Consider the following 26252-nt stretch of genomic DNA (forward strand, 5'->3'; position numbering starts at 1 on the left):
GCCGCGGCCGTGGCCCGCCCGTGCGGGCGCGCGCTTAGTCGGCTCTGAAGCCCGAGAGCTTGTGCGTGCCGTCGCAGAACGGCTTGATCGCGCTCACGCCGCACCGGCAGAGAGCCATCGTGCGCCGGTTGCGCGGGATCGGGTTGCCCGCGTCATCGAGCAGCTCCACGTCGCCCCGCACGAGCAGCGGCCCGTCGGGGCACGCGGTGATGGTCACGGATGCACCGCGGTGCTCGCTCATCGTGTCTCCTTCTTCCGTAGCGTTCTCATGCTGTTCGCCGCTTTCCGCAGTCGCGTGCCCCGGTAGGGCACCCCGCCGCGCAAGCGCAGAGACAGCGCCACCCAGCTCGTCACGCCTCGCTCGACGACCCAGGGGACGGCCCACAACGCATCCGTCCGCCCGAACACCCCACCGCTCCCGTCGCGGCGGCGCCCGGCCTCCGCGACGGCGATGACCGCCACCCCGGCGAGCGCGAGTGCTGCCGGTCGCCGGCGCAGCGCGAGGATGAGCGGAACGACTGCCAGCTCCACCGCGAGCCGAGCGGGCTGCGCGAGGCTGTCGTACGCCTGGCGCACGCGCTGCTCGCGAAAGCGGCCAGCAGTCGCGGGCCGGCGCGCGACGAAGATGTCGCGTGCAATGCGACGGCGGCCGCCGCGGGCGAGGACCGTGCGTTCGAGCTCGAGGTTCTCGAAGAGGACGTCGGTGTCGTAGCCGGGGCGCGCGCGGGCGGTCCGCACGGCGACGGTTCCGGAGAAGTCTCCCCCGAAGGCCCGGTTGATGAGGGTTCGGCCCGTATCCCAGCGGGCGTGCCACGGGCGGGGTCGCTGCCAGATGTTCTGGGGCCGCACGATGTCGGCATCCGCCAGCGCCGCAACCACCCGTTGCAGCGCGCCGTCGTCGTACCGGACGTCGTCGTCGGCGATCACGGTCACCGGATGCCGGGCGAGGAGAAGCCCCGTCATCGCTCCGCGTGCCTTCCCATTGCGGCCGGGGACCGACGGCGGAACCACCCGCACGGCGTTCCAGTCTCGGCGGTGGGCGGCGAACAGGTGCGCGGGCGAGCCGTCGACGACGGTGACGTCGACGCGACGGGCGAGCCAGGCGAGGTACTCCCCCAGCTCGGCCTCATCGGCCCGACGGGTCTCGTCATCCCAGCGCAGCGGCAGAACGTACTCGACGTCCTCGCGCATCACGCCGTGAGGTCGGGAAGAACGCCGCCGCGGAGCGCGCTGCGCCCCGCCTCCCAGGCGGCAAGCACATGGTCGCCCACGAGGTCGTCCAGGACCAGGCACGCGCGGGCGCCGAAGAGGATGTCGGGCAGCAGGTCGGGCTCGTCCTCGGCGAGGGATCCCGCGAGGTCGCGGCCGGCGATCTGCTCGTGCACGGCGTCGGCCTCGACGTGCTCGTCGAAGTACCACGTGACGTCGGTCCCGAATCCGAGGCGCCGGAAGCCGTCACCGTAGGAGCGATTGGGGATCGACGAGGTCATCTCGAACGCTGCGAGGTGACCGACGATCGCGCCGCGCAGGCGACGGTGGAGCCCGAACAGCGACATGGCGTTGTGGCTGGCGAGCACGACGGCGGGCACCGTGTCGATGTACGCGCCATACGTGTCGTCGAGGCCCGCGCCGCGCACGGTCTGGGCGAAGATCGTCGCGTGCACGCCTGCGGGGTCACCGCCGCCGTACTCGTCGGACTGGATCTCGACGAGCGCCGCCTTCGAGCGACCGCTGAGCCGCGGGATCGCCCACGAGTGCGGGTCCGCTTCGCGCAGCGTGTAGACGGTGCGGAGGATGAGGAACTCGCGCAGCTGCTCGAGCGAGGCCTTCTTCGCGACGTATCGCGACATGCCGGGCCCCGCGGTCGGGGCGGTCAGGTCGAACAGCCAGCGAGCGACGGCGTCACGGTCGGGCTCGGGCGGGTCGATGACCTCGGCGGAATCACGCAGGGCCGCTTCGAAAGCGCGCTCGATGCGGCCGCGCGCCGCGATGAGCGACGGCTCCCATTCCCACGAGGCGTCGAGGCCGGGCAGCGAGCCGTAGTGGAGGGCGTACATCAGGAACAGGGCGAGCTGCAGGTCATCGTCGCGGAGGATGTCGCCCGTCTCGGCGAGCGCGCGACCGACGATCTCGGGAGCATCGACGGGCAGACCGCTCGTCGCCGGCGCGACGAGCACCCGCTGGAGCATGGCGCTGACAGGTCCCCTCGAGCAGAACGGCAGGGGGTCGGCGATGCCGAGATCGATCGGGACGGTCTCGATGGTGGTGCTCATAGGGCTCCTCGGGGGTGACAGCCGTGACCGTACGTGCCCCGCGCGGCATCCTTCGAGCGGGTTGACCCGCGTGATCGCGGTGTGCAAGCGGCACCATCGGCCCGGCGCGACGCGCGCGGGTGATAGCGCCTCGTCGTCAGCTCGTCCAGCCCGTGGGCGGCAGGCGGAGTCGCGCGCAAGGTGACGGGCACGAACTCCGGCAGAGAGGCGATCGATGAAAGCCATGACCTATCGCGGACCGTACAAGGTCCGCGTGGAAGAGAAGCCCGATCCGCGCATCGAACACCCCCATGACGCGATCGTGCGGGTGACGCTCGCGGCCATCTGCGGCTCGGACCTGCACCTCTATCACGGCATGATGCCCGACACCCGGATCGGTCACACCTTCGGCCACGAGTTCATCGGCGTGGTCGAACAGCTGGGCGGTGCGGTGACGAACCTCGCCGTCGGCGACCGGGTCATGGTGCCGTTCAACATCTACTGCGGATCGTGCTACTTCTGCGCACGCGGGCTGTTCTCGAACTGCCACAACGTCAACGCCAACGCGACCGCGGTCGGGGGCATCTACGGCTATTCGCACACGGCGGGCGGGTACGACGGCGGTCAGGCCGAGCGCGTGCGTGTTCCGTTCGCGGATGTCGGCCCCACCGTCATCCCGGATTGGATGTCGGACGAGGACGCGCTCCTCCTCACCGACGCCTATTCGACGGGCTACTTCGGCGCTCAGCTGGGAAACATCGTCGAGGGCGACACCGTCATGGTGCTCGGTGCCGGACCCGTCGGCCTCGCGGCGGCGCAGTCCGCCTGGCTGATGGGCGCGGGGCGTGTCATCTCGTTCGACCACCTCGACTACCGCCTGACGAAGGCGCGCGAGTTCGCCCGCGCCGAGACGGTGAACATCTCCGAGCACCGCGACGTCGTCGTCGAGATGAAACAGATGACCGACTACCTCGGTGCCGACGTCGTCATCGATGCCGTCGGTGCCGAGGCGGACGGCAACGTCACCCAGCACGTCACCTCTGCCAAGCTCAAGCTGCAGGGCGGCTCGCCCGTCGCCCTGAACTGGGCCATCGACGGAGCACGCAAGGGCGGATCGGTCTCGGTGATCGGCGCGTACGGTCCGCTGTTCAGCGCGGTGAAGTTCGGTGACGCGCTGAACAAGGGCCTCACGCTGCGGATGAACCAGGCACCGGTCAAACGGCAGTGGCCGCGGCTGTTCGAGCACATCCGCGCGGGGTACATCTCACCGGGCGACCTGATCACCCACCGCATCCCTCTCGAGCACATCGCCGAGGGCTACCACATGTTCTCATCCAAGCTCGACGACTGCGTGAAGACCGTCGTCGTCCCCTCGGAAGGCTGACCCATGTCCTCGAACTCTTCTGACGTGCCCACCCCGTACACCGCGAGCGTGCCGCGGCCGGCTCCCGATCGTGCGGCGCTGCGCGCGCGCATACCGGGATGGGGCGTCGACCTCGATCCCGCCGACCGTCCCTCCGGCACCGTCGAGAGGCTCGACGAGGCCGCCGCCGGACGCGGGATGCCGCCGCGCCAGGGCCTCGACCCGCGACGCGAGCGCTCGATCGAGCACGCCTTCCTCACCCCCGTCTACGGCACGGCGCAGCCGCTTCACGGACTGTCCGGTCGTATCCGCAGGCTCGGATACGACCGGTTCAGCGAGGGGCGCGGCGCGCACTGGCTGCTCCTCATCGCCGGCGATCGCGTCGAGGCGATCGGTGCGCATCTGCGTTCGTTCGCGACCACGCGGCCCGATAACCCGATCACCGAGACCGGTGTTCTGAGCGAGGCCCGGCGGCATCCGATCCGGTCGCGGTTCGGACACGGCCGAGTCGATCAGCGCCACACGTGGCTCGACCCCGTTCTCGTCGCGGGCCCGTGGGTGCTCGCCGTGTGGGGTGTGTTCCGCCTCGTGCGTCGGACAGTCCGACGGAGCTAGCCCGGGCGGGCGTTCAGCGCCGCGGTGTCTCGGCGACGGTCGCCGGATCAGCGAGGGGTTCGAAGAGCGCGCCGTCGCTCGGCGGCGTCTTCGCACCGCGACGGACGCGCGCGTCGGCGATGTCGGCGGACAGGCGCGCGGTCACCCGTGGCGCCAGCCGCGCACCGATGAGCGAGGCCCGCGCCTTCCAGCCGGCGGGCTGCGCGACCCGCGGGCGCAGGCCCGCACGAAGGATGGCGTCGACGACCGGTTCCGGCTCATCCATGAGCGGCATCCGCAACGCCCGGCCCGCGTGGTTGCCCGCGTGCCGCCAGAAGGGTGTCCGCACGGCCCACGGCAGCACGGCAGCCACCGCAACGCCTGAGACTCCCGTGAGCCGGAGCTCCTGCTGCAACGTCTGGGTGAGGCTGAGCAGCCCGGCCTTGGTCGCCGCGTACGAGGCCTGGTAGGCCAGGGGCACGACGCTCTCGACCGAGGCCGTGTTCACGAGCACGCCGGATCCCTGCGCGATGAATCGACGAAGCGCGACGTGCGCTCCGCGCATGGCCCCGATGAGATTCGTCTCGACGACGCGGACGTGCTCCTCGATCGGGACGTCGCCGAACAGGCCGATCGTGCCGACGCCGGCGTTGTGCGCCCAGACGTCTATGCGCCCGAACACCGTTTCCGCCTCGTCGGCGAGGCGCTCGAGGTCGCCCGCACGTGAGACATCCCCGGCCACGGCATGAGCTCGTCCGCCGGAATCCCGGATGCGCTCGACGAGGCTCGTCAGCGCGTCCGGTCGCCGGGAGAACACGACGACGGCGGCTCCGAAGCTCGCCGCGCGCAGGGCGACGCCTCGCCCGATGCCCGTCGAGGCCCCCACGACGACGACGGTAAGCCCGGACAGGTCGGCGAGACGCGAGGAAGCAGCCATGCTCGAAGCATCACCGCCACCGCGCTCACCGCGATGCCCGTTGCGCCGGGTGCTCCCAGGCGCTACGGGCATCGCCGTAGGCGCACTGGTCAGCGGTCGGTACGCGCGTCCTCGGCGGCCTCTTCGGCCTCGGCGCCCTCTTCGGGCGACTCGGAACCGGCGGAGGCCGCTTCGTCGTCCTCGTGCTGGTGCTCGTCGTCTCGTCCGTGGTGGTCGGCACTCATCTGGCTTCTCCGATCGGCTCGTGTGGCGCCCCCCGACTGCGGAGGCACCTCCCACTCTGCACGCGGATCGGATGCCGCGAACCGGGCTTGCACCGGGAGCGGATGCGTGCGAGCCGCACCGCTCCCGGAAGCCGCGGTCAGTCGCGCGTCTCGGAGCGGTGGCGGGGCTTGCGAGCCGGCCGGTCGTCGCGGTCGCCGTCACGGTCGCGGTCACGCGGTCGATCGTCACGGTCGAAGCGGCCGCGCGAGCTGCGGCTCGGGCCGCCGGTGTCGACGCGGATCTCGATCGCCTTGCCCGAGATGCGGGTGTCGGCCAGGCGGTCGAGCGTCGACTGGGGCATGTCGGACGGCAGCTCGACGAGCGAGAAGTCGGGACGGATCTGGATCGCGCCGAAGTCGCCGCGGCTGAGACCGCCCTCATTCGCGAGCGCCCCGACGATCTGACGGGGCTCGACGCGGTGGCGCTTGCCCACCGCGATGCGGTAGGTCGTCATGTTCGGGTTGCTCGCACGCGGGCGGCGTTCCGGCCGCCCGTCGCGGTCGTCGCGGTCGAACGAGCGCGGGGCACGGTCCTCGCGCGGCGCGCGTGCGCGCGGCTCGGGGTCGGGCTCGAGCAGCAGCGGGGTCTCGCCCTGCGCGACCACGGCGAGCGCGGCGGCGACGTCCACTTCGGGCACATCGTGGTGACGGACGTAGTGGGCGACGATGTCGCGGAACCGCTCGATGCGGTCGGTGTCTTCCAGCGCAGCGGTGATGCGGTCGTCGAAGCGCGACAGGCGCGTGACGTTGACCTCGTCGACGCTCGGCAGCTGCATCTGCGTGAGCGGCTGGCGCGTCGCGCGCTCGATCGCGTTCACGAGCCCGCGCTCACGCGGCGTGACGAAGCTGATCGCGTCACCCGTGCGGCCGGCACGCCCGGTGCGGCCGATGCGGTGCACGTACGACTCGGTGTCGGTCGAGATGTCGAAGTTGACCACGTGCGAGATGCGCTCGACGTCGAGGCCGCGGGCAGCGACATCCGTGGCGACGAGGATGTCGAGCTTGCCCGACTTCAGCTGGTTGACGGTGCGCTCGCGCTGCACCTGAGCCACGTCGCCGTTGATGGCGGCGGCAGAGTAGCCGCGGGCGCGCAGCTTCTCGGCGACCTCCTCGGTCGCGCTCTTCGTGCGGGCGAAGACGATCATCGCCTCGAAGTTCTCGACCTCGAGGATGCGGGTGAGCGCATCGATCTTCTGCTGATACGACACGATCAGGTAGCGCTGGGTGATCGTCGAGGAGGTCGTCGTCTTCGACGCGACCGTGATCTCCTCGGGGTCGTTGAGGTACTGCTTCGACATGCGGCGGATGGCCGCCGGCATCGTTGCGGAGAACAGGGCGACCTGCTTGGTGTCCGGGGTGTCGGCGAGGATCGTCTCGACGTCCTCGGCGAAGCCCATCTTGAGCATCTCGTCGGCCTCGTCGAGCACGAGGTACTTCAGCTCGGACAGGTCGAGCGTGCCCTTGTCGAGGTGGTCCATGATGCGCCCGGGCGTTCCGACGATGACGTGGACTCCCCGGCGCAGCGCCGAGAGCTGCACGCCGTAGCCCTGACCGCCGTAGACCGGGAGGACGTGGACACCCTTCGTGCGCGACGCGTACTTCTCGAACGCCTCGCAGACCTGCAGCGCGAGCTCGCGGGTCGGGGCGAGCACGAGGGCCTGCGGGGTCTTCTGGGTCAGGTCGAGCCGGTCGAGGATCGGCAGCGCGAAAGCCGCGGTCTTGCCGGTACCGGTCTGCGCGAGGCCGACGACATCGCGCCCCTCGAGGAGCGTCGGGATGGTCGCGGCCTGGATCGCCGACGGGGTCTCGTAGCCCACGTCGGAGAGCGCCTTGAGCACCTGCTCTCCCAGCCCGAGGTCGCGGAAAGTGATGACGGGCGGCTCGTCGACGGACTCGGGTACAGACTGTTCAGCAGAAGTGGACACGCTTCAGGGTAGTCCGCCTCTGCCGAGATCGCATGATCGGCCCGGCGCGACGGAGCCCGGTGCCCTAGCCTCGAAGCAGGTCGACGGGCTCGAGGGGGTATCGATGCCGGAGTGGTTGCTCTTCACCATCGCCGCGGTGGTCTTCTCGATCGCGGCCACCTGGCTCGCCAAGCGGGCGCTCGAGGCGCGTGTCGGCTGGGTGCGCGGTCCTGTCGTCTCGCTCATCGTCTTCGTCGTCTTCGGCCCGCTCGGCATCTGGGTGCTGCGTGGAGCGGGCGTGCTGCAGGAGCAGGGCGGGCTGCTCACGGATCAGCCCGTCGCTTTCGGCTTCGTTCTGCTCGTGCTGGCCTGGCTGTTCGCGATCGTCCTCATCGCCCTCATCACGCTCGAGCTCATGTGGCCGGCGCGGCCGCCGGTCGGTCCCGTCACCTACGTCCGCGAGGCGTTGCACCGCCGCCGCCGGGCGGTGAGGTACGCGCGTATCGTCGCGATCGCCTCGCGGCACGGCCTCGGCGGAATGCGCAGCGAGTCGGCGCGAGCCGAACTGCCTCGGGCGCTCGCGGCCACCCTCGACGACGCGGGCGTGACCTTCGTCAAGCTCGGTCAGATCCTGTCCACCCGCAACGATCTGCTCCCCGCCGAGATCACGAGTGCGCTCGCCTCGCTGCAGATGGACACGACGCCCATCCCCTGGCCGGAGGCCAAGGCCGCGATCGAGAAGCAGCTGGGCCGGCCGATCGAGCTCGTCTTCGCCGGCATCGACGAGACGCCGCTGGCGGCGGCATCCGTCGGTCAGGTCCACAGCGCACGGCTCAAGGACGGACGCGCCGTCGTGGTGAAGATCCAGCGACCGAAGGCGCGCGCGCAGGTCGCCACCGACCTCGACATCATCGAGCGTGCCGCCGCCGACCTCGAGCGGCGCACGACGTGGGCGAAGGATGTCGGCGCCTCGGCCCTCGCCGCGCAGTTCTCCGCCGCTCTGCGCGAAGAGCTCGACTACCGCGTCGAGGTCGCGAACATGGAGATGCTGCGCGACTCGATGACGGCCGCCGACGCTCGCGCGGTGCGGATCCCGGACGTCTATCCCGACCTGTGCACCGAGCAGCTGATCGTGATGGAGCACGTCCAGGGCATCCCGTTCAGCCGGCTGCCCGAGCCCGGCAGCGACGCGCCGGGCGCCGTCGCGCCCGCGGAGGCGACGCGCATCGCCGACGCCGTGCTCGACGTCATCGTCGGGCAGATCGCACTGCGGGGGGTCTTCCACGCCGACCTGCATCCGGGCAACCTCATCCTGCAGCCCGACGGGATCGTCGCCCTCATCGACTTCGGGTCGGTCGGGATCATCGAACGCAGTATGCGGCGCCTGCTGCTGCCGATGCTCGTGGCATTGCACAACGAGGACGACTCCGGCGCGACGGATGCCGTCCTGATGCTCGTGAAGCCGCGCGGCGACGCCGAGCTCGATGTCGGAGCGCTTCAGCACGACATCGGCGTCATCCTCACACGACTGCACAACTCCACCTCCGACCAGCATCTCTTCACCGCGCTGATCGAGGTGCTCCGGCGCCACCGACTCGCACTCCCGCCCGGTCTGCTGCTGGGGTTCCGGACGCTCGGCGCGATCGAGGGGACGCTGCGGCGCCTCGATCCCGACTACGACATGATCAAGCGCGCTCTCTCTCGGGCCCCGCAGTACGCCCTGCACATGGGCGATCCGCGCTCGGCGCCGATGACCGCTCAGGTGCAGCTGCAGCTTGGGCTCGAGCGAGCGCGTGAGCTGCCCCGCCGCGTGGACGGCATCCTCAGCGACCTCGAGTCGGGCCGCCTCACCGTACGACTCCGCGCTCTGGAGTCCCCCGACGACCGCTCGTGGGTCGAGTCGCTCACCGGACGCCTCACCACGACGCTCGTGGGAGCGACCCTGGTCATCGTCGGCGTCATGATGGGGGTCGTCCAGCACGGTCCACTGCTCACCGACTCCGTGTCGGTGTTCCCGTTCCTGGGTAGTGTGGTCGGGCTCGGCGGCCTTCTGCTGCTGCTGCGTTCGCTGCGTTCGGCGCTCGTCCGTCGCGATGGAAGGTGACCCATGAAGATCCGCGATCTCGTCCACTTCGTCGCGGCCGCCGATGCCCTGCACTTCCCGCGCGCTGCGGAGAAGCTCGGAGTGTCGCTTCCCGTGCTGTACTCGTCGATCGACCGCCTGGAAGAAGAGGTCGGACATCCGCTGTTCACGAAGGACGGCGGCAAGCCGCGCCTGACCCCGGCCGGCACCCTGCTGCTCGCCGACGCCCGAGCCGAGGTCGCCGCGGCGCCCGCGCCGGCTGTCGCGCCGAAGCAGAAGGCGTCGGGCGGCGGAAAGGCCAAGGCGTCGAAGGGCTCGGGTCGCGCCCCCATCGTCAAGGGACAGCCCAAGCCGTACAAGAAGCGTCAGGGACGCTGAGGCCTCAGCCGCGGGTGGCGGCAGTCTCGTGTGCGCTGTTCCCGGTGCGCGACTGCGGCTGCGGGGTCCAGCGGAACAGGTCGATGAGCCGCGCCAGCGCGGGGACGCGCGCGAGCAGAAGCAGCAGGCCGTAGCCGAGGGCACCGCCGGCGACGTTCGAGAGGAAGTCGTTGATATCGGCGATGTGTCCGCCGGCGAAGTACGCCTGCGCCGCGAGCTGCAGCGACTCCACGGTCAGGCTCGTGATCGCCGCCGTGCCCACGACCTTCAGCCACGTCGGCCGGGCGAGCATGAGCGGGATCAGGATGCCGAGCGGCACGAAGACCAGCATGTTCATCAGCGCGTCGTCGAGCTCGTAGTCGGCGAACGGGATGAGCGCCAGGCCCGGCGTCCACGGGATGCCCGAATCGGGCTTGTCGAGGAAGATCGGGAAGATCGTGTTGCCCACGATGCCTGCCGCGTAGACGGCGACCGCCGCGGCCACGGCCGCTCGAGGCAGCGAGAAGCTGCGCCGAGCCCAGAGCACGGCCAGGAGCACGGCGAAGACCACGATGCCGAAAGGGATGACGACGGGAAGGACCGGTACTTCGGCGAAGGGATTGCTCATCACCGTCGACGCTATCGCGCCGCCGCCCCACGCCCGGACGGCGTGCCTCACCGCAAGCGCGGGTCGATGAGGAACTTCATCGTGTCGGGGTCGGAGTTGCGCCTGAAGAAGTCGGCGAGGTCATCGAGACCGCCGCGCGCAGTCACGAGGTCGTCCACTTTCACGGCCCCCGACGCGACCAGCTGGATGGCGAGCGGCCAGGTGTCGACATAGCGGAAGAGCCCCTCGACGACGAGCTCGCGACTCTGGAGCAGGAAGAGGTCGAGGTCGACCGTCGCTGATCCCATGCCCACGAGGACGGCGCGGCCGGCGCCGCGGAGCGACCGCAACCCGGCGGCGATCGCCGCGCGGGCGCCGGACGCGTCGATGAACGCGTCCATCCGCCCGTCGAGTGTCGCCACCTCGGCGGGCTCCAGCACCCGCGTCGCCCCGTGCGAGAGTGCGACCTGCCGACGAGCGTCGACCGGGTCGACCACCACGACCTCGGCGGCGCCGAACGCGCGCGCCGCAGCACCGGTCAGGATGCCGATGGGACCGGCACCGGCCACCAGCACCCGCGAGCCCGGCACCACCCCGGCCTTGCGCACGGCGGCTATGCCGACCGACAGGGGCTCGAGCAGCGCACCCTCGTCGTCGCTCATCGTCTCGGGCAGCGGGTGCGCCGCGTCGCCGGGAACCGCGAGGTAGCGCGCGAACGCGCCGTTCTCGGGCGGTGCCGAGGGGAACCGCATCCGCTCGCACAGATTCGTCCGCCCCGCCCGGCACGCCGGGCACCAGCGGCAGGGACGCTGCGGGTCGATCGCGACCCGCTCTCCGATCCGGTTCGCGTCGGCGGGAGAGGCGACGGCGGCGATCACTCCGGCGGCCTCGTGTCCGAGGATGAGGGGGCTCTCGACGACGAGGTCGCCGACGCGGCCGTGCTCGAAAAAGTGGACGTCCGACCCGCAGAGCCCGACGGCGGTGAGCTCGACGAGCACGTCGCCCGGTTCCATCTCCGGTACCGGCATGTCGCGGACCTCGAGACGACCCGGCTCGACCAGCACGCTCGCCATCATGCGATCGGGGATGCCGCTCATGCGTGCACCCGCTGACCCGCAGATCCGGTCGTCGGCGCTCCTGCGGACGGCGCGTCGATCTCCTCGTCGTAGCGGGCGAGCGCCGCGGCGAGGTCGTCGGCCCGGCGGCCCGCTGCCTCGACCGGATCGAGCGAGAACAGCAGCGTCTCGGGCAGCGATGTCGCGAAGTAGTCGACCCGTGCCGGAGCAGAGCGCAGCTCCGTCACCCGGGCCGCGACGCGTGACCGCAGGCTCGCCGCGGCGGCGGCGTCACCCCGGGCACGGGCGGCCCGCGCCCCGTCGAGCGTGTCGGCGTCGACCTCCGCCGCGGCCGCCTCCGCCATCGCCGCCCGCCACGCGTCATCGGCCGCCGCCGTCTCATCGAGATTCGCTCGAAGCCGCCCGAGACGCAGCCACAGGGCCGCCCGGCTGTCGAGCAGGTGCCAGGCCTCGCCGAGCGATCGCGGAGCGTCGAGAGCGCGCTCGAGGATGGCCGCGGCCTGCGCGGCATCCGGCTCCACCTCCGCAGCGCGCGCGATCGACGCCCGGGCGAACGCGCGGATCGCGACGCCCTCGCCGCCTTCCCACGGCTGCAACGGACGGCTGAGCAGCAGGTCGATGGCCTCGGCGGGTCGCCCGACCATCGTCAGCAGGTCGGCCACCGTCACGAGGAGGTCATCGCGCACGATGAGCCGGTCGCGGTGCGGCTCGAGCCTGGCCAACCGGGCGGCTGCGGAGATGCCGCGCCGCTGCGCGAGCTGGTCGAGCTCGAACCAGAGCCGGGGGTCGTCGCTCACCTCGACGGCCCGGTCGTACAGCACGGCAGCCGCGTCGAGGTCGCCCTCGACCTCGGCCGTGGCCAGCGCGGCGTTGCGCAGCAGCACCCCGTCGCGCGTCGCATCGTCGAGCGCAGCACGCCACTGGACCAGCGCGTCGGCTCGGCGTCCGCGGTCGTAGAGCCACATGCCGAGCAGCGATCGGGCACGCGCATCCGTCGGATCCGCGACCACGGCAGCGTCGAGGGCGTCGAAGGCGTCGAGCCCCGCGGGGAACACCCAGTCGGCGGGCGCGCACTGCGCGCGACGGCGTGCCTCGGCCGCGGCATCCGTCTCACCCGCCTCGGCGAGCACCCGCGCCCGGACGTACTCGGCGATCGGAGCGACGCCTCCCGTGCCGGCCGCCGGGATAGCGGCCGCGGCGGCGAGCACGGCGAGCGCGTCGTCTCGTTGCCCCACGCGGGCGAGGTCACCGGCGAGGTCGAGCAGCACGAGGCCGTCGTCGGGAAGCCCGCGCCCACCGAGATAGGCGGTAAGCACGTCGAGCCGATCGCTCTCCTCGAGCGTCATGAGCTCGGCCGTCGCCTCGACCTCGCGCCCGAGGCGACCCAGGATGATCACACGCAGGTTTCGCGCGAGCGGGTCGTCCGACCCGTGACGCAGCGCATCGTCGAGGCGGCCGAGCGCGGCGAGGTCGCGCCCGGCTCGCGCGTCGAGCAGAGCCATCTGCACGCTGGCGGGGTGGGCCCACCGCACGTCCCACGCGGCCTTCGCGAACGCGTCGTACGCACGCTCATCGTGGCCGCGACGCGTCTCGACGAGTCCGAGGCGGTAGTGCGCCTCGCCGTCGGCGGGGTTCGGGTTGCGGAAGGTCAGCCGGTCGACCGCGGCGCGCAGGTAGGCCGCGGCGGCGTCGTACTCACCGCGGCCGTAGGCGGAGGCGCCGAGCGCCGTGTTCGAGCGCGCGTCGCCGGGGTCACGGCGGAGCGCCTCTTCCCAGTACGGCTCGGGATGCCGCGTCGGGTGGCGGTACTGCGCGAGGTGGACGCCCGTGAGGTACAGCTCGTCGGCTGAAGCGATGTCTGCGGGCAGCGGCGGCTCGGTCGCAACGGCAGGCTCGGGCGCGGCGTCGTGGTCAGCGCGCGGGCGCCACCGGATGAGCTCGCGATCGCCGTCGTGGACGACCACCTCGACATCGGTCGCACCCGCTCCCGCCGGGCAGGGAATCGAGTCGACGAAGGGCCGGCCCGGCTCGAGGTCGATGACACGCTCCGCGGTGTCGGCCCCGACGGAGACCCGCACCCGGGCCGCGGGTACGGCCCCGGTGACGGCGACGCCGACGTGCACGCGCCCCTCCTCGAGACGCACCGAGACCGCGGCATCCTTCGTCGCCTGATGCGCCGCGCCGATGCCGGTGATCGGGAACCAGTACTGCGAGAACGTCTTCACCTCGCCCGGTGCCAGGTAGGCGAAGTCGGGCTGGTTGTCGGTGTACACGCCGGCCATCAGCTCGACGTAGGGGCCGTCGCCGTCGGTCAGCTGGTCGTCCCAGGCGTGGCCGAAGGGGGCATTGCCCCACGTCCACTGCTTCTTGCCCGGTGCGATGCGGCGGTCCGCCCAGTGCACAAAGCCCGCACCGGCGGCATGGTCATAGCCGCCGAAGAAGTCATCGCGCGTCTCGACCACCATGTACGACGTCGGCACCGGGATGTTCCCGTAGTAGTCGATGCGGTCGGCATCGGGGTGGGCTGCGTCGACCCGGGCCGGGTAGTCCACGCCGTAGTACGGGCGGTCGGCTCGCGGGAAGGCGGTGACGGCACGCCGAGCGTGATCGGCGACGTAGCGGACGTCGGTCGGGAAGAACGACTGGTAGTCCTCGTGCGCGCGCGCCGCGACGTTCGCCCACCACAGGAACGTCTGCGGCACCTCGGTGCGGTTGTGCAGGCGGGCCCGCAGCTCGATCAGTGAGCTGTCGGGGCGCAGGCGGATGCCGTGGGTGCCGCGCATGCGCGCGAAGGGGTCGTGATCCGACATCCAGACGGTGACCGCCCCGTCGGGTTCGCGCTCGATCCAGCTCTCCATCGGCAGGAAGGTCGCGGGCCGGTGGTGCTGCGGCCAGTTGAACTCGACACCCCCCGACACCCAGGGCCCGGCGAGCCCGACGAGGGCGGGCTTGATGACGTTGTTCCGATAGAAGAAGTCGTAGTCGGCGCTCTTGTCGTAGCCGATGTGGATGCGGCCGCCGAGCTCGGGAAGCAGCACCAGCCGGATCCAACGGTTCTCGAGGTGCACGGCCCGCCAGTCACGCTCGCGCGGCTCGGCGGCGATCCGCTCGGTGAACGGCAGCGGGTACACCCGCCCGCTCGACCCCTGGTAGACCCGACGGTCGAAGAACATCGGGAGCTTCTCCGGTTGCGCCGGCTCGTACGTGGGGATCGCGAGTGGCTGCTCCCAGACGGCCACGCCGCCGTCGTCGAGCGTCGCCTGCTCGTCCGCGGGCGGCTCGGGAAGACGCAGCGAGGATGTCGAGGTCGAATGCATGCCTCCAGCGTCGCCGAGCGAGCGCGGCCGCGACATGGCGGAAGCGGCCGTGCACCTGGACGATCCGCCGATATGCCAGGATGGCGACCATGGCCATCTCGGACGGTTTCGCGGGTGAGAGGCTGTGCGTCGTGCCGGCGCCGGCCATCACCGCAGCACTGCAGCGCCCCGTGACCCGCCGACTCGTCGTCACCGATGCCGGCTGGTTTCCGCACGCCGCAGATCATGGCCGGACTCGCGAGCGCGGCATCCGCACGACGATCGTCATCGTCTGCACGGCGGGCGCGGGGTGGCTCGAGATCGCCGGGACACGCCACCGGGTGCAGGCCGGCACCGCCGTGGTGATCCCTGCGCGCACGCCGCACGCCTACGGGGCGGATGCCGATGACCCCTGGACGATCTGGTGGTGCCACGTCGTCGGCTCCGACGTCGATGACCTCACCGCGGCGATCGGCACGACCGCCGCGCGTCCGCTCGTACGGCTGCACAGCGTCGAGCGTGCGGTGTCGCTGCTCGATGAGATCGTGCGCGGGCTCGAACGCGATCAATCGCCGGTGCGTCTGGTCGCCGTCACGGGCGCAGCGTTCAAGCTCATGACGCAGCTCGCGTCAGACCAGGCGCTGCCCGAGCGCGGCGACCCGCTCGAACGCGCGATGACGTTCCTGTCCGAGCGGCTCGACAGCGCGGTGCCGGTCAGCGAGCTGGCCGCGCTCGTCGGGGTCTCGGCATCCCACCTCACCTCGCTGTTCCGGCGCGCGACGGGCGGGGGCGTCCTGGCGTACCACACGGGCCTCCGCATGACGGCGGCGCGCACCCTTCTCGAGCGCACCGACCGCACCGTCGGCCAGATCGCGACCGAGGTGGGTTACAGCGACCCGTTCTACTTCTCGCGGCACTTCCGACGCGTGCACGGGATGAGCCCGAGCCGCTACCGGCAGGAGCGTCGCGGATGACCCCGCTCAGCTGCCGTCGCGCGTGGCTGTAGTCGGAGCCGCGAGGATCTCGGCGTTGAGGCGTCGCTGCCACGCGACATCCGACCACTGCGGATGATGCGGCGCCGCGTTCGAGCTGAGCACCATTCCCCACACCCCGTGCTCGAGCGCGGTGCGTACACCGTGCTCGGCGAGCTCCGTTCCGACCGGCCCGTCTTCGAAGTCGGCCCGGAGCGGGGTGTAGCCGACCCACCCCTCCCCCACGACAGCGGGGATGCCGCGGCGCCGCGACCACGCGGCGAGCGCCGTCACCCGCGACCCGATCTCGCGCAGCATCTCTTCGCGGTAGAGCCCGTAGTGGTTGTAGAGCCAGCGGTCCCAGAGGTCGGGGTCGACCCAGTCGTATCCGTAGATCTGCTGATCGGTGATGACGGTGGCCTCGAACTTCCAGTCGGCGGCGCGGCCGTACTCGGCGAACGTGGGCGCGTCATCGACGAGCAGTGCCCGCATGGCTGCGCCCGGGAAGCCGTCGGTGCCTTCGGAACGGATGTCGATGCGTCGCTGCAGCGCGTCGAGCACGCCGTAGGCGTAGACGTGCAGCTGACCGACCTGGAACCGCTCGGAGAGTCCCGCGAGGTCGAGGAAGGGCGCCTTGCCGTAGCTGGCGGTGACGAGGTGACCGGGGTGCGCGGCACGCACGCGGTCGAGGGCGGCATCCCCGCCGTCGACGAACGCGGGGACGATCGAGAAGTCGACCTCGTTGTGGAGCTCGGCGAAGGCGATCGTATCGTCCAGACCCGCGGCCTCGATCTCATCGAGCATCCGAATCGTCGCGGACGCGAGCAGGTCGTAGCGCTCTTCGAGCGGCACGGCGTCGATCGCGCGGAACCAGCGCTCGTCCGCCGCGAACGCCGGCGACTGCTGGTACTCCCAGCTCGCGAGGATGACGACGATGCCGCGTTCGCGGGCACCGCGCAGCAGGTCGAAGAAACGCGTGCGGAGGTCGAGCCGGTAGCCGCCGGGCACGTCGTACCAGCGCGTTCCGTTGCCGAACACCTCGCCGTGCGGCGAGCGCCCGAGTCCCTCGATCTCGAGGTCGCTCGCAAGGTCGTCGAGTCCGAGACCGCCGAACAGCAGCAGCGGCGCGGCGCAGATCCGGATGGCGTTGTAGCCGCGGTCGACGGCCTCATCGAGGGCTGCGCCGAGGTCGGCGTAGGGCTCGCCGGCGCCGGCACGCGTGTACCAGGAGAAGTCCCACAGGGTGATCGTGAGGCGCGGCGGCAGGTGGGCGGGAACGGCGCCCGTCAGCGCCCGGGTGTCGGGGGCCGGGTCGTGTCCGGAGCCGAGGTAGCGGGTCATCGGGTCATCCCTTCGTCGCGCCGGCGGTGAGACCGGCTCGCCAGAATCGTTGCAGAGCGGCCATGACCACGATGAGCAGGACGGCCGAGACCGCGGCTCCCGTCACGACGAGCTCGTAGTACAGCGGTGCGCGCTGCGTCTGGCCGTTCCAGAGCATGAGCCCGAGGGTGACCGGGAACGTGCGGGCGTCGTTGAGCATGACGAGCGGCAGCAGGTAGTTGTTCCAGATTCCCACGAACTGGAAGAGGAACACCGTCACGAGGGCGGGCGCCATCATGCGGGTGGCCATGGTCGCGAAGATGCGCACGTCGCCGGCGCCGTCGAGGCGCGCGGCCTCGATGACCTCGTCAGGCACGCCCGCGGTGGCGTAGATGCGGCAGAGGTAGACGCCGAACGGGCTGACGATGCTCGGCAGCAGGAACGACCAGTACGTGCCGGTGAGGCCCACCGCATTGAACATGAAGTAGGTCGGCAGGGCGATCACCGTCGCGGGAACGAGGACGCCGCCGAGGATCATCGCGAACACGGCCTCGCGTCCGGCGAAGGCGTACTTCGCGAAGGCGTAGCCCGCCGCACCACTGAGGATCGTCGCGATGAGTGCGCCGAGCCCCGAGTAGAACAGGCTGTTGAGCAGCCACTGCGTATAGATGCCGCGATCGGTCGTGAAGAGGTTCTGGAGGTTGGTCAGCGGCTGCGGCGCATCGCTGAACCAGAGTCCGAACGAGCCGAACAGGTCGGCGTTGCTCTTGGTCGCGGCGAACAGTACCCACACCACCGGCAGCGCGAAGTAGACGAGAGCGGCGACGAGCACGGCGAGGGTCGGCAGCGATGCCCAGAACCCCACGCCCGGTCCCCCGGTGCGGCGAGCCGCCCGGCGATCCCGACGATCGGATGCCGCGCCGGTGGTGACCGAGCGGGTGGATTCGGTGACGGGTGCGATCACCATGCGCGGTTCCCCTTCCGGTTGACCAGCCGCAGGAACACGAACGAGAACACGAAGGCGATGACGGCGACGATGACGGCCATCGCGGCGGCGAGGTTCGGATTGCTCTGCGTGAACGCCTGGTTGTAGGCGGCGAGGTTCGGCGTGTAGTCGGTGTTGATGGCGGTCGTGAGCGGCCGCAGCACCAGGGGTTCGACGAAAAGCTGCAGCGTGCCGATGATCGTGAACACCGTGGTCAAAACGAGCGAGGGACGCAGCAGGGGGAGCTTGATCTCCCACACGATGCGCCACTCGCCCGCACCGTCGATGCGCGCGGCCTCGTACAGATCGGCGGGCACCGCCTGGAGCGCCGCGATGAGGACGAGCATGTTGTAGCCGGCGAACGTCCAGATGCCGATGTTCGCGATGGCGAACATGACGGTGCCCGATTCGAGCGGGGCGGCCGAGATGCCGAGGGCGGAGAGCCCCTGGAGGATCGGACTCGTGCTCGGCACGTAGAGGAAGCTCCACAGCAGCGAGGCGATGACGCCGGGCACGCCGTAAGGCATGAAGAACGCGACGCGGAAGAACTGCGGCCAACGGGCTCGGGTCGACTCCAGCAGCAGCGCGAGCACCGCCGAGAGCACGACCATCAACGGCACCTGGATGAGGGCGAACACGGCGATGCGTCCGAGGCTCGAGACGAACGCGGGGTTCGCGAGCGCCCGGGCGTAGTTGTCGAGTCCGACGAAGAGCGTCTCCGGCGCGCCCAGCCCGAGTCCGCTCGCCCGGACCGTGAAGAGGCTCTGCACGACCGCCCAGATGATGGGGGCGACGTAGAAGACGGCGAAAGCGAGGAGGAACGGGCCGAGCAGCAGCAACAGCGGCAGCCGGCTTCGGGTGGTGTGCATGCGATTCCCTTCGGGGCGCGACCGGGAGGGGCGGACGGCGTCGCTGCCATCCGCCCCGCGGGGTTCAGTCGGCGACCGAGATCCCCTTCGCCGTCATCTCGGCCACCATCCGCTCCTGCACCGCGGCGTAGGCCTCGGTGAGCGGGGTGCCCGACTCGACGGCGGCGGCGACCTCGTCGAGGAGGCTCGCGTTCAGCGCGTCGACCAGCGGCGGCCACTGCCAGTCGCGCGCGACCTGCTCGCTCGATTCGGCGAAGACGTCCCAGATGTCCTGGCCGCCGAAGAACTCGAACACCTCGGGAGCCGACTGGATCGAGGGGATCGAGTCGACGTCCGCGATCGCGGGCCAGCCCGCTCCGTTCTCGGTCAGCAGGCTCACGCTGTCGAGGTTGCTGTTGAGCCAGAGGGCGAATTCGGCGGCCTGCTCGGGGTGCGCCGACCCCTTCAGCACGACGTTCGCGGAACCACCCGACCAGCTCGCCGAGCGGGGGTTGGCCTCGTCCCACTGCGGCATGAGTCCGACCGACCACAGTCCCGAGGTCTCGGGGGCGTTGTTGCGGATGATCGCGTCGGCCCACGAGCCGCTCATCCACGAAACGATGCGCCCGGCCTGCACGTCGGCGAACCACTCGCTCGACAGGTCGGCCTGCACCTTCACGAGATCCTCGTCGATGAGGCGCTGCCAGTACTCGGCCATGCGGAGGGTGTCGGGGTTGTCGATCGCGACCTTCCAGGCGTCGCCCTCGACTTGGAACCAGGGCTCGCCCGCCTGCTCGGCGAGGCCTTCCATCCACGCAGCCTGGTTCGGCGCGAACGCCGCGATGTAGCGGTCGGGCGCCGTCGCCCGCACCGCCACGGCGGCCGCATAGAAGTCGTCCCACGTCGCGGGGGCCTCGGTGATGCCCGCCTCGGCGAACACGTCGGAGCGGTAATAGAGCCCCATCGGCCCGGCCGCCTGCGGGATGCCGTACACCCGATCATTGAACGTCGTCGCGCCGATCTGCCAGTCGGAGAAGACGTCGACCTCGTCGCCGACGTAATCGGTGATGTCTTCGAGGGCGCCGTTGAGGAGGAACGTCGGCATCTGGTCGTAGCCGACCTGGGCGACATCCGCGGGGTTGCCGGCCTGGACATCCGAGAGCATCTTGGCGTAGCCGCCCTCGGCGCCCGAGACGATTGTCTGCAGCTCGACCTGGATGTCGTCATGCTGCTCGTTGAAGAGATCTACGGCCTGGTCGATACCGGGCACCCAGGTCTGGAACGTGAGGGTGACCGGCCCCTCGTCGGCGGGCGCGGAACAGGCCGCGAGCGGCGCGATGACGGCGGCGGTGACCGCCAGCGGGAGAAGGCGACGGCCGCGGAGCCGCCGGGGTGGAGTAGACATCGATGCCCCTTTGCATGTGTGCGACGAGCTGCTCGGGTAGCAGCCGGATTTCACACGCTAGAACCGCCGAGAGCGCGCGCACATAGCCGAATGAGCGTGCGCCCTGGACGATCCGCTGATCACCCCCTGAGGACAGCCCCTCTCCGGGACGCCTCATAAGTGGGCCTCATACGGTGGGAGCACACGGAGGGAGCAGGGATGCCGGAGGAAGTCGTGTCGGACGAAGCGCGGGTCAGCATCGGCGGCGGCGAACTGCGAGGCTCGCGCCTGAACGGGGTCGACCGCTACCTCGGCATCCCGTACGCGAAACCGCCCGTCGGCGAGCGCCGCTTCCGGGTCGCCGAGCCGGTCGACCCCTGGGACGGCGAGCGCGACGCGACACGGTTCGGCCCCACGGCCCCGCAGACCCCGTATCCGGGCGACCTCGGCGAGCTGCTCACCGTCCCGACGATCGAGGGCGACGACATCCTCACCGTCAACGTGTGGGCACCGGTGGGAGCGGCGGACGCCCCCGTCGTGCTGTGGCTGCACGGCGGCGCTCTCGAACGCGGCGCCGCCGCGCAGACGATCTACGACGGCACGACGTTCGCCCGAGACGGCATCGTCTTCGTCTCGGCGAACTACCGCCTCGGCGTGGAGGGATTCAGCGTGCTGGACGGCGTTCCCCGCAACCTCGGGCTGCGGGATGCCGCGGCGGCCCTGCGCTGGGTCAGCGACGAGATCCGGGCCTTCGGCGGCGATCCGGCGCGCATCACACTCATGGGCGAGTCGGCCGGCGGCGCTCTCGTCGCCGCACTGGTGAGCGAACCCCGTTCACGCGCCCTGGTCGCGGGAGCGATCATCCAGTCGGGTCCGCTCGAAGCTGCGGAGCCCGACAAGGCGCGCCGGGCGTCGGACGCGATCGCCCGCGAGCTCGGCATCCCGACCACCCGTGAGTCCTTCGCCGCAACGTCCACCGCAGATCTCCTGAGCGCGCGGTCGCGGGCCTCGGCCGGTTCGAGCCCGCTGCGCGGCGCGCCGGGATTCGTCCTCGCCCTCGACGATGAGTCGCTGCCCGAGGTGCCCGAGGTCGCGCTGACGTCGGCGGAGCTGCCCATCGTGATCGGGACCAACACCGACGAGTACCGCCTGTGGCTGACACCCGACGCGATCGCCCGGATCGGGCGACTCAAGGCGTGGGTGGCGCGGCGCGCGATGGGAGTGTCGGAGCGGGCGGCCCGGGCCGTCGCACGCTCATTCCCCGGCGCATCGCCCGGTGAGGTCCTGGGTCAGCTGCTCACCGATCGGATGCTCCGCGCACCTGCGACGCGCGTCGCCCGCGCGCGCACCGCTCCGACGTTCGTCTACGAGTTCGCCTGGCGCAGCCCAGTTCGGGGTTTGGATGCCGCACACGCGCTCGAGATCGGCTTCACCTTCGACCGGCTCGGCGACCCCGAGGCACTGCTGCTCGCGGGCCCCGACGCCCCCGCCGACCTCGCGCGCGACATGCACGCGGCCTGGGTCGACTTCATCCGCAGCGGCGACCCCGGCTGGGCGCCGTTCTCACTGTCGCGCATGACGCGCATCTGGGATGCGGCGAGCCGCGACCTTCCGCAGCGCCGGGTAGAGGTCATCGACGCCCTGAGCTGACCCGGGCATACGCGAAATCCGCCGCGTCGGCTAGGGCCTCTCGCCGATTCGTCGTCGGTGCGAGAGTTTCGTCCGGACCTCTCGCACCGACGAACGGAGCCGTCATGACGGACGCCAACACCTCACCTGCCACGGGCGACGACGCAGCCGACGCGCAGACGCCCGCCCCGGAGGCATCCGAGAACACATCGGGCGTCACCCGCGCCGCGTCGCGGGTCGTGCACGGTGTCGCTGATGCCGGCAAGGGCGCCATCCACAAGGTGCAGGATGCCGCGAAGGATGCGCTTCCCGACGCCGTTCCCGACGTCGCAGACAAGATCGTCGACGCCGCAGCCGGCTTCGCCACCGCCCGGATCGATCAGAACGTCAGAATCGTCGACGGCGCGCTGACCCTCACCCGCCGCACCGGCAAGGCCGCGCGCATCGCTGCGGTCATCGGTGTCGTCGCCGTCATCGCACTGCTCATCGCCCGCCGCTCGTAACGGGATCGAAGCGCGCTCCCCCGCGCTCACCGCGCATCGAGAGCATCATCGCGAGGGCGATCCAGCCGATGAGCGGTAGGACGATCAGAAAGAACCACACGCCGCTGCGGTTCGTATCGTGCAGGCGACGCCAGGTGACGGCCAGCATCGGCAGCAGAGTGGCCAGCGAGAAGACGAGCACGATCACGTCGGGGACGTTCTGCACGACTCGAGTGTCGATGGGCCGCCAGTCGCCTGTCGTGAGACCGTTGACCACCTGGACCACGATCGGGAACAGGACGATCACGAGCATCGGCCACCAGAACTCCGCCCGGCTCGCGCGTCCGCGGAAGGTCGAGTAGTTCTGCATCCACCGCCGCAGCGCCGCGAGCGGCGATGCACCGACATAGGGCCGGGTGAGCGGAGGTTCAGTCAGACGGTTCGGTCGGGGAGTCGCTTCACTCGTCATGCCGTGAGCCTACGGGGCGCCCTCACGCGGGCGCCTACCGGAACACGCGCCCGATCGACGCACCGGTCTGCGAGATCTGCAGCCAGATCGCAAAGCTGTACAGCGGTCGCATGACCCACCGCAGCAGCGGGATTCCTCGCCGCGAACTCGTGCGCTCCCACGCATGCCGGATCAGCAGGCGGGTACCGCCGGCCGCGGGCTCCAGCTCGATCCGCATCCGGCGCTTGTTCGACGTCGGCGAGTCGGGCCAGGTCGTGGTCCACTCGATCGCCGTCGTGGGCTCGCTCTCAACGAGTTCGATGCGGGCGCGCCGACGCTCGGGGTTGATGCGCTGCGGCTTGCCGTTCGGCGCCGTCTCGAGCGCGTACGCGGTCCATGTGGCTCCCGGCGCGACGTCGTCGGGCAGATCGTCGACCCGGCCGAACAGGAGATCCCATTCCGGCATCCGGGCGGGGTCGTTGAGCAGCGCCCACACGTCTGTCACTGGAGCGGGGACATGCACTGCGCCGGCGCCCGAGTGCGACCGGCCGTTGTCGGCGGCGCGAGTCGGCAGCGCGGGGTAACGCTCAGCCTGATCCAGGAGCTCGCGCACCTGCTGCGGGCTCGTGTCGAGGCGCTGGAGAATCGCCTCGATGAGCCCGCTGCCCTCGTCGACCAGCTCGCGCAGCACCGCGGCGGCATCACCGCGCTTGCCGCCCTGACCCGCGCGTCGGAGGACGTCGAGGGCGCGATCGTTCCACGCGAACTCCCCACGCTCGTGATATGTGATGCGGCCAGGACCGGGCATCGTGGCCTGCACTCCGAGTGACGCGAGCTGATCGGCGTGCTGCTGCTCGACTGCCGCGCGCGTGCGCTCGAGGTCGGCGCCGAGCGCGCGCAGAACCTCGCCGGCCACCTGCTCGTTGATCGTCAGGGCCAGCAGAAGGTGGTCGATGTCACCGCTCTGCTCGCCGAGTCGAGATGCCTCCTCCGCACCGGCGAGGGACAGGTCGTACATCGTCGCGGTCGCGACCGTGAGCTTGCTCATCGGGTTCTCCTCGGGACATCGATGGTCGGATCGATCCGTTTGGCGTACTTCTTGTGCACGGCCTGGCGCGAGACGCCGAGCGCGTCGGCGATCTCTTGCCAGCTCATGCCCGCGCGCAGGCCCGCCTCGACCTGCGCCAGCTCGAGGCGCTCGGTGAGAGAGCGCAGCGACGCGATCGCGCGCAGACCCGCACGTGGGTCACGCGTGTCTGCGGCGACGCCGGCGATCTGGGTGGATTCCATATAAGCAACCTAGGTTGCTCGCGGCATTCTTGTCAACCTTGGTTGCCAAGCGAGGGACGCGTCGTACTACAGCCCACCCCGGATGACGACGACGCTGTCACTGATCTGCTCACGGCCCGGGCGGCTCTCGGCATCCGGCAGGTAACGGAAGTCGCCGACCTCGATGGCAGGCCCTCCCGTGATGATCGTCCCGAGTCCGCCTCCCGAGGAGCATGCCTTGTTCTCGAAGCCACCGTCGTGGAGCTGGATGAGGCAGATCTCGTCGTCCTGGCTCTTCGCGAGGAACAGCTCGACGCCGTCCACTTCGCCGACGAAGCGCGTCGTCTCGGACGCGATGCCCTCGATTGCCCGCTGGTCGGCGACGACGTCGCGGTCGGTCTGCTCGGTCGCAAACTCGGGCGGATCGCCTGCCGAGCAGCCTGCGAGCAACAGGATCGGTGCGGCCAAGAGCAGCGCTTTCATCGGCGATCGCATGCCTGCACCCTATCGGGATGGCTGTCGCGGCTCAGGCCTCGGTGACGCGGCCACCCTCGACGTGCCAGCGGCGGTTGGTGCTCACGGCATCCAGCATCCGCCGGTCGTGGGTGACGAGCAGCAGCGTGCCGTCGTACGACTCGATCGCCTGTTCGAGCTGCTCGATCGCGGGCAGGTCGAGGTGGTTGGTCGGCTCGTCGAGCACCAGGACGTTCACGCCGCGCGCCTGCAGCAGCGCGAGACCGGCGCGGGTGCGCTCCCCCGGCGACAGCTCGTCGACCGGGCGCAGCACGTGATCGGCCTTGAGACCGAACTTCGCGAGCAGCGTGCGCACCTCGCCGGACGCCATCTCGGGCACGAGGGCCTCGAACGCGTCGGCCAGTGGGCGTGAGCCCACGAGCAGCGAGCGGGCCTGGTCGATCTCGCCGATGCTCACGCTCGACCCGAGTCCCGCCGATCCTTCGTCGGGCGTCTGCCGACCGAGGATCGTGCGCAGCAGCGTCGACTTGCCCGCGCCGTTCGGCCCGGTGATGCCGATGCGGTCGCCGGCGTTCACCTGCAGCGAGACCGGTCCGAGCGTGAACGCCCCCTGCCGGACGACCGCGCCGTTGAGCGTCGCGACGACGGAGCTCGACCGCGGCGCAGCACCGATCGTGAATTCGAGCTGCCACTCCTTGCGGGGTTCCTCGACTTCTTCGAGCCGGGCGATGCGGCTCTCCATCTGGCGCACCTTCTGCGCCTGCTTCTCGCTCGACTCCGTCGCGGCCTTGCGCCGGATCTTGTCGTTGTCGGGGTTCTTCTTCATCGCGTTGCGGACGCCCTGGCTCGACCACTCGCGCTGCACGCGGGCACGCGCGACGAGATCGGCCTTCTTGCCCGCGAACTCGTCGTACTTCTCGCGGGCGTGGCGGCGCACGGTCGCCCGCTCTTCGAGGTAGGCGTCGTAGCCGCCGCCGTAGATGCGGTGCGAGTTCTGTGCGAGGTCGAGCTCGAGCACGCGCGTGACGCTGCGCGCGAGGAACTCCCGGTCGTGGCTGACCAGCACGACTCCCCCGCGCAGGCCGCGCACGAACGCTTCGAGACGCTCGAGCCCGTCGAGGTCGAGGTCGTTCGTGGGCTCGTCGAGCAGCACGATGTCGAAGCGCGACAGCAGCAGCGCGGCGAGTCCGACCCGCGCTGCCTGACCGCCCGAAAGAGAGGTCATGTGGATGCCGTCGGCGTCGAGCTCGAGCCCGAGGTCGGCGAGCACGATCGGCAGGCGCTCGTCGAGGTCGGCCGCACCGCTCGCGAGCCAGCGTTCCAGGGCCGTGGCGTACCGGTCGTCCGCGCCGGGGACCGAGGGATCGCCGAGGTCGGATGCCGCGGCATCCATCTCCGCCGTCGCCTCCGCACACCCGGTGCGGCGGGCGATGTACGCCGCGACGGTCTCGCCCTCGACACACTCGTGCTCCTGCGGCAGCCAGCCGACGAACGCGTCGGCGGGCGCGAGGCTCATGGTTCCCGCCTGGGGTGCGTCACGCCCGGCGAGGATGCGCAGCAGCGTGGACTTGCCGGCGCCGTTGGCCCCGACGACCCCGACGACGTCGCCCGGGCTGACGGTGAGATCGACACCGTCGAAGAGTGTGCGGTGGCCGTATCCGCCGGCGAGGCCCTGAGCGACGAGAGTTGCGGTCACCGGACGATTCTTCC

The 26252-nt window shown here is 70.7% G+C and carries 25 protein-coding genes; 7 read left to right on the forward strand and 18 right to left on the reverse strand.

All coding sequences use genetic code 11. The annotated features are described in order from the left end of the window. Positions 1 to 34 precede the first annotated feature (34 nt). Genes DO944_RS09910 through DO944_RS09920 form a run of 3 tightly spaced genes read right to left on the reverse strand, consistent with a single transcriptional unit; the run spans position 35 to position 2273 of the window. Positions 35 to 241: a CDGSH iron-sulfur domain-containing protein gene (locus tag DO944_RS09910; RefSeq protein WP_112617036.1), complete on the reverse strand. Its 207-nt coding sequence runs from the start codon at positions 239 to 241 to the stop codon at positions 35 to 37. Beyond that, positions 238 to 1191 carry a glycosyltransferase gene (locus tag DO944_RS09915; RefSeq protein WP_112617037.1) on the reverse strand — a complete coding sequence of 318 codons (954 nt, stop codon included), beginning with the start codon at positions 1189 to 1191 and terminating at the stop codon, positions 238 to 240. The genes DO944_RS09910 and DO944_RS09915 overlap by 4 nt, the downstream gene beginning before the upstream one ends. Further along, the gene (locus DO944_RS09920; RefSeq protein WP_112617039.1) at positions 1191 to 2273 is read right to left on the reverse strand and encodes an iron-containing redox enzyme family protein; all 1083 of its coding nucleotides are present in this window, start codon (positions 2271 to 2273) and stop codon (positions 1191 to 1193) included. The genes DO944_RS09915 and DO944_RS09920 overlap by 1 nt, the downstream gene beginning before the upstream one ends. Before the next feature lie 214 nt (positions 2274 to 2487). Here DO944_RS09920 and DO944_RS09925 point away from each other — a divergent pair, with 214 nt between their 5' ends. After that, positions 2488 to 3636: a zinc-dependent alcohol dehydrogenase gene (locus DO944_RS09925; RefSeq protein WP_112617041.1), complete on the forward strand. Its 1149-nt coding sequence runs from the start codon at positions 2488 to 2490 to the stop codon at positions 3634 to 3636. A gap of 3 nt (positions 3637 to 3639) precedes the next feature. After that, a complete protein-coding gene (locus tag DO944_RS09930) occupies positions 3640 to 4230 on the forward strand; it encodes a hypothetical protein (protein ID WP_258524662.1) in 591 nt (196 codons plus the stop codon). 13 nt (positions 4231 to 4243) lie between these two features. Here DO944_RS09930 and DO944_RS09935 read toward each other — a convergent pair whose 3' ends face one another. The 3 genes from DO944_RS09935 to DO944_RS09940 all read right to left on the reverse strand — a co-directional run bounded on the left by DO944_RS09935 (position 4244) and on the right by DO944_RS09940 (position 7334). Beyond that, positions 4244 to 5146 carry an SDR family oxidoreductase gene (locus tag DO944_RS09935; RefSeq protein ID WP_181574206.1) on the reverse strand — a complete coding sequence of 301 codons (903 nt, stop codon included), beginning with the start codon at positions 5144 to 5146 and terminating at the stop codon, positions 4244 to 4246. A gap of 89 nt (positions 5147 to 5235) precedes the next feature. Further along, on the reverse strand, positions 5236 to 5370 hold the full coding sequence (locus DO944_RS15930) for a hypothetical protein (RefSeq protein ID WP_258524663.1): 135 nt from the start codon (positions 5368 to 5370) through the stop codon (positions 5236 to 5238). Positions 5371 to 5507: 137 nt separating this feature from the next. Beyond that, entirely contained in the window at positions 5508 to 7334 is a 1827-nt protein-coding gene (locus DO944_RS09940) for a DEAD/DEAH box helicase (RefSeq protein WP_112617043.1), read from the reverse strand. 103 nt (positions 7335 to 7437) lie between these two features. Between DO944_RS09940 and DO944_RS09945 the strand changes: the two genes are divergently transcribed. Together DO944_RS09945 and DO944_RS09950 are read left to right on the forward strand one after the other, a co-directional pair. Further along, positions 7438 to 9417 carry an AarF/ABC1/UbiB kinase family protein gene (locus DO944_RS09945; RefSeq protein WP_181574207.1) on the forward strand — a complete coding sequence of 660 codons (1980 nt, stop codon included), beginning with the start codon at positions 7438 to 7440 and terminating at the stop codon, positions 9415 to 9417. Positions 9418 to 9420: 3 nt separating this feature from the next. Further along, complete coding sequence (locus DO944_RS09950; protein WP_112617045.1) at positions 9421 to 9774, forward strand: LysR family transcriptional regulator; 354 nt, start codon at positions 9421 to 9423, stop codon at positions 9772 to 9774. Between the two features lie 4 nt (positions 9775 to 9778). Here the strand turns inward: DO944_RS09950 and DO944_RS09955 are convergent, their stop codons facing one another. Genes DO944_RS09955 through DO944_RS09965 form a run of 3 tightly spaced genes read right to left on the reverse strand, consistent with a single transcriptional unit; the run spans position 9779 to position 14753 of the window. Further along, on the reverse strand, positions 9779 to 10381 hold the full coding sequence (locus DO944_RS09955) for a VanZ family protein (protein ID WP_112617046.1): 603 nt from the start codon (positions 10379 to 10381) through the stop codon (positions 9779 to 9781). Positions 10382 to 10428: 47 nt separating this feature from the next. After that, positions 10429 to 11457, reverse strand: coding sequence for an alcohol dehydrogenase catalytic domain-containing protein (locus tag DO944_RS09960; protein ID WP_220118324.1), 1029 nt, complete (start codon positions 11455 to 11457; stop codon positions 10429 to 10431). Continuing rightward, a complete protein-coding gene (locus DO944_RS09965) occupies positions 11454 to 14753 on the reverse strand; it encodes a DUF5107 domain-containing protein (protein WP_181574208.1) in 3300 nt (1099 codons plus the stop codon). Before DO944_RS09965 ends, DO944_RS09960 begins: the two co-directional genes overlap by 4 nt. Positions 14754 to 14842: 89 nt before the next feature. Between DO944_RS09965 and DO944_RS09970 the strand changes: the two genes are divergently transcribed. Further along, positions 14843 to 15706, forward strand: a complete 864-nt coding sequence (locus tag DO944_RS09970) for an AraC family transcriptional regulator (protein WP_112617540.1) — start codon at positions 14843 to 14845, stop codon at positions 15704 to 15706. A 6-nt stretch (positions 15707 to 15712) separates the two neighbouring features. On the opposite strand, the gene DO944_RS09975 is transcribed toward DO944_RS09970, so the two are convergent. The 4 genes from DO944_RS09975 to DO944_RS09990 all read right to left on the reverse strand — a co-directional run bounded on the left by DO944_RS09975 (position 15713) and on the right by DO944_RS09990 (position 20261). After that, entirely contained in the window at positions 15713 to 17044 is a 1332-nt protein-coding gene (locus DO944_RS09975) for a cellulase-like family protein (RefSeq protein ID WP_112617048.1), read from the reverse strand. Positions 17045 to 17048: 4 nt separating this feature from the next. Beyond that, positions 17049 to 17990: a carbohydrate ABC transporter permease gene (locus tag DO944_RS09980; protein ID WP_112617049.1), complete on the reverse strand. Its 942-nt coding sequence runs from the start codon at positions 17988 to 17990 to the stop codon at positions 17049 to 17051. Continuing rightward, a complete protein-coding gene (locus DO944_RS09985) occupies positions 17984 to 18877 on the reverse strand; it encodes a carbohydrate ABC transporter permease (RefSeq protein WP_181574209.1) in 894 nt (297 codons plus the stop codon). Before DO944_RS09985 ends, DO944_RS09980 begins: the two co-directional genes overlap by 7 nt. A gap of 64 nt (positions 18878 to 18941) precedes the next feature. Next, on the reverse strand, positions 18942 to 20261 hold the full coding sequence (locus tag DO944_RS09990) for an ABC transporter substrate-binding protein (protein ID WP_023954698.1): 1320 nt from the start codon (positions 20259 to 20261) through the stop codon (positions 18942 to 18944). Positions 20262 to 20459: 198 nt separating this feature from the next. Here DO944_RS09990 and DO944_RS09995 point away from each other — a divergent pair, with 198 nt between their 5' ends. Together DO944_RS09995 and DO944_RS10000 are read left to right on the forward strand one after the other, a co-directional pair. Next, the gene (locus DO944_RS09995) at positions 20460 to 21890 is read left to right on the forward strand and encodes a carboxylesterase/lipase family protein (RefSeq protein WP_112617050.1); all 1431 of its coding nucleotides are present in this window, start codon (positions 20460 to 20462) and stop codon (positions 21888 to 21890) included. 104 nt (positions 21891 to 21994) lie between these two features. After that, positions 21995 to 22372 carry a hypothetical protein gene (locus DO944_RS10000; protein ID WP_112617052.1) on the forward strand — a complete coding sequence of 126 codons (378 nt, stop codon included), beginning with the start codon at positions 21995 to 21997 and terminating at the stop codon, positions 22370 to 22372. Here DO944_RS10000 and DO944_RS10005 read toward each other — a convergent pair. The 5 genes from DO944_RS10005 to abc-f form a co-directional block, all read right to left on the reverse strand. Continuing rightward, on the reverse strand, positions 22353 to 22820 hold the full coding sequence (locus DO944_RS10005) for a DUF805 domain-containing protein (protein ID WP_112617053.1): 468 nt from the start codon (positions 22818 to 22820) through the stop codon (positions 22353 to 22355). The two genes, DO944_RS10000 and DO944_RS10005, sit on opposite strands and share 20 nt — an antisense overlap. 34 nt (positions 22821 to 22854) lie before the next feature. Further along, positions 22855 to 23847: an SRPBCC domain-containing protein gene (locus tag DO944_RS10010; RefSeq protein WP_112617054.1), complete on the reverse strand. Its 993-nt coding sequence runs from the start codon at positions 23845 to 23847 to the stop codon at positions 22855 to 22857. After that, positions 23844 to 24089, reverse strand: a complete 246-nt coding sequence (locus DO944_RS10015) for a helix-turn-helix domain-containing protein (RefSeq protein WP_064954960.1) — start codon at positions 24087 to 24089, stop codon at positions 23844 to 23846. Before DO944_RS10015 ends, DO944_RS10010 begins: the two co-directional genes overlap by 4 nt. Positions 24090 to 24155: 66 nt before the next feature. Continuing rightward, positions 24156 to 24563 carry a hypothetical protein gene (locus DO944_RS10020; RefSeq protein ID WP_112617055.1) on the reverse strand — a complete coding sequence of 136 codons (408 nt, stop codon included), beginning with the start codon at positions 24561 to 24563 and terminating at the stop codon, positions 24156 to 24158. Between the two features lie 31 nt (positions 24564 to 24594). After that, complete coding sequence (gene abc-f / locus DO944_RS10025) at positions 24595 to 26238, reverse strand: ribosomal protection-like ABC-F family protein (protein ID WP_112617056.1); 1644 nt, start codon at positions 26236 to 26238, stop codon at positions 24595 to 24597. Positions 26239 to 26252 lie beyond the last annotated feature (14 nt).

Source organism: Microbacterium sp. SMR1, from assembly GCF_003289625.1.
Taxonomy (GTDB): domain Bacteria; phylum Actinomycetota; class Actinomycetes; order Actinomycetales; family Microbacteriaceae; genus Microbacterium; species Microbacterium plantarum.